Genomic DNA, 2,375 nt, shown 5'->3' on the forward strand with positions numbered 1-2,375 from the left:
CGCGAGGCCGATGCCGGACGAGCCGCCCGTCACCACCGCAACCTGACCGGTCAAGTCGAGTTGAATCATTTGATCCCCAATGCCTTCATATAAGGCGATTTCCTGCCGGCTGCCTGCACTGCCGTTTGCGGCCTCATTGGCGGCCGATAGTTCAGGCGCTTCGAGAGTTCGTCGGCAGCGTGGCGCACCTTGTCGATCAGGCCGCTGTCGAGCAGTTGCGTGTCGATGCCCGAGCGCGGAATGGTCGTCGTCACCACGGCGGCGATGCGGCCCGTGTCGTTGCGCACCGGCGCCGACACCACCGAAATGCCGCGCTCGAACGACGATTCGCTCACCGCGTAGCCGCGCTCCGCGTCTTCGCGAATGCGTTCGTAAAGCGCCTCGACCGTTTCCGGCGTGGAGGGCGTATAGCGTTCGAGCTGCGGCTCCGGATAGAGCGCGCGCAGATCGTCGAGCGTGAGGTCGCCCATCAGCACCTGGCCGTGCGTCGTGGCATGTGCGGGCAGGCGCGTGCCGACGTTCACCTTCACCGAGCTGAAAATGGGCGCGTGGCTCTGGGCCTTGGCGACGAATACGATGTCGCGTCCGTCACGAATCACGATATGCGTGGTCAGGCCGGTGGCATCGCGCAACGCCTCGATCAGCGGCAGGCCCAGATCGGTCAGTTCGAGCGAGCTCAGATATTCGAAGCCGAGGCGCAGCACGGCCACGCCGAGGCGATAGTTGCGGTCGCGGTCGGCGCGCTCGAGAAAGCCGAGCGATTCGAGCGTCTGCAACAGACGAAACACCGTGGTGCGCGGAATGCCGAGGCGCCGCGACAGTTCGGGCGCGTCGAGCACCGGCTCGCGCGGCGAGAATTCGGTCAGAATGCGCAGGCCCCGTTCCAGACCCGGCACGCGATAGCTCGTGTCGTTGCGATCTGCGTCGGCGTCGGGGGACGCGCTGGCGACGTCGGGTGTCATTCTTTAAGCTCCGTAGTCCTTAGTGTTCTGCGCAGAAGGTATCGAGCAGCGCGTTGTAGGCAGCCGGCTGCTCGATGTAGCCCGCGTGGCCCGCGCGCGGCACGGTCTGAAACGGCGCCTGCGCGACGTGCGCAAGCCGCTCGCAGGCCGGCGGCGGCGTGATCGTGTCTTCGGCGCCCACGGCGACGGCCATCGGCACCTTGCCCACGCAGCGCGCGAGGTCGGCGGCGAGGTCGGCGTTCGCGAGCAGATGCGTGGCCTGCGCATAGCCGTGCGGCACGACGCGCGACATGTTCCAGCGCACCCAGGCGCGCGCTTCGTCGCTCGCGTGCGGCGAAAGCATGTTGGCGCTGCGTTTGTCCGCGAGGCCCTGGGACCCAAGTTCGGCCAGCATCGCGAGGCGCGCGGCGCGCTTTTCCTCGCGCACGGCGGGGTCGGCCGCGCCATAGCCGCCGGCCGGCGAAATCAGCAGCAAGCCGCTCACGCGCGCCGGATGGGCCGCCGCGAACGCACCGGCGATGATCGCGCCCAGCGAATGACCCGCCAGCACGCAGCGCTCGATACCGAGTGCGTCGAGCCAGCCGGCCAGCACGCGCGCATAGTCGGCGGCAACGGGCGATGCGCTCGCGACCGGCGTGGAAGCGCCATAACCGGGCGCATCCCACGCGAGCACGCGGCGCGGGTTCTCCCCTTCGCCCAGCGCCTCGAACTGCTGGACCCACGAAGCCGCCCCGGAGCCGATGCCATGGAGCAGCACGAGCGGCAGTGCCTCGTTACCGCTCTTTCCGGCTGCCTCGCGATAGCTCACGCGCGCCTCGCCCGCCCGCACGTCGCGCGGCGCAAAGCGTGCGAGACGTGTTTCGAGCGCGGCGGCTGATGAGGCGGCGGTGTCGATCGCTTGGGTCATGACTTCGGGTTTCCGTTGGGATTTCGTGGGTTGCTGCACGGCCTTACTTCGCTTCGCGCTTGATCTTCGCGAGCGGCGAATCGGGCGGGTACGTCGGCGTCACGGGCCTGGGCGAGCCGAGCATCACGCACATCAGCGCGTCTTCCTCGCCCACGTTGATTTCCGTGCGGTACACGCCCGGCGGCACCGAGATCAGGTCGCGCTCGCCGAGCACGGCTTCCCACGTCTCGCCGTCCTTCTCGCAGATCACCTTCATCTTGCCGCGCAGCACGAAGAAAATTTCTTCGACGTCCATATGAATGTGGCTCGGGCCGATGTTGCCGGCCGGAATCACCATGGTCGAGAACGTGAAGCCGCCCGCGGGCACGGTGTTCGTGTCCTTCGCCACGCCGGTGCCGCCCGTGCCCACGTAGCGCATCTGCGCGCGGCGGTACTTGGGGTCGTAGTCGGCCTGGAACTTCAGGGCGTCCCAGTCGTAGCGGCGCGTTTCATAGCGCGCCACGCGG

The 2,375-nt window shown here is 68.0% G+C and carries 3 protein-coding genes; all 3 read right to left on the minus strand.

What is annotated here, in order from left to right; genetic code table 11:
* Positions 1 to 65 precede the first annotated feature (65 nt).
* Entirely contained in the window at positions 66 to 962 is an 897-nt protein-coding gene (locus U5775_RS38650; RefSeq protein WP_322063390.1) for an IclR family transcriptional regulator, read from the minus strand.
* Between the two features lie 19 nt (positions 963 to 981).
* Positions 982 to 1,869, minus strand: coding sequence for an alpha/beta hydrolase (locus tag U5775_RS38655; RefSeq protein WP_322063391.1), 888 nt, complete (start codon positions 1,867 to 1,869; stop codon positions 982 to 984).
* Between the two features lie 43 nt (positions 1,870 to 1,912).
* On the minus strand, positions 1,913 to 2,375 hold a 463-nt coding region (locus U5775_RS38660; RefSeq protein WP_322063392.1), incomplete at its 5' end, for a cupin domain-containing protein.

The organism is Paraburkholderia sp. J63 (assembly GCF_905220245.1).
Lineage (GTDB): Bacteria > Pseudomonadota > Gammaproteobacteria > Burkholderiales > Burkholderiaceae > Paraburkholderia.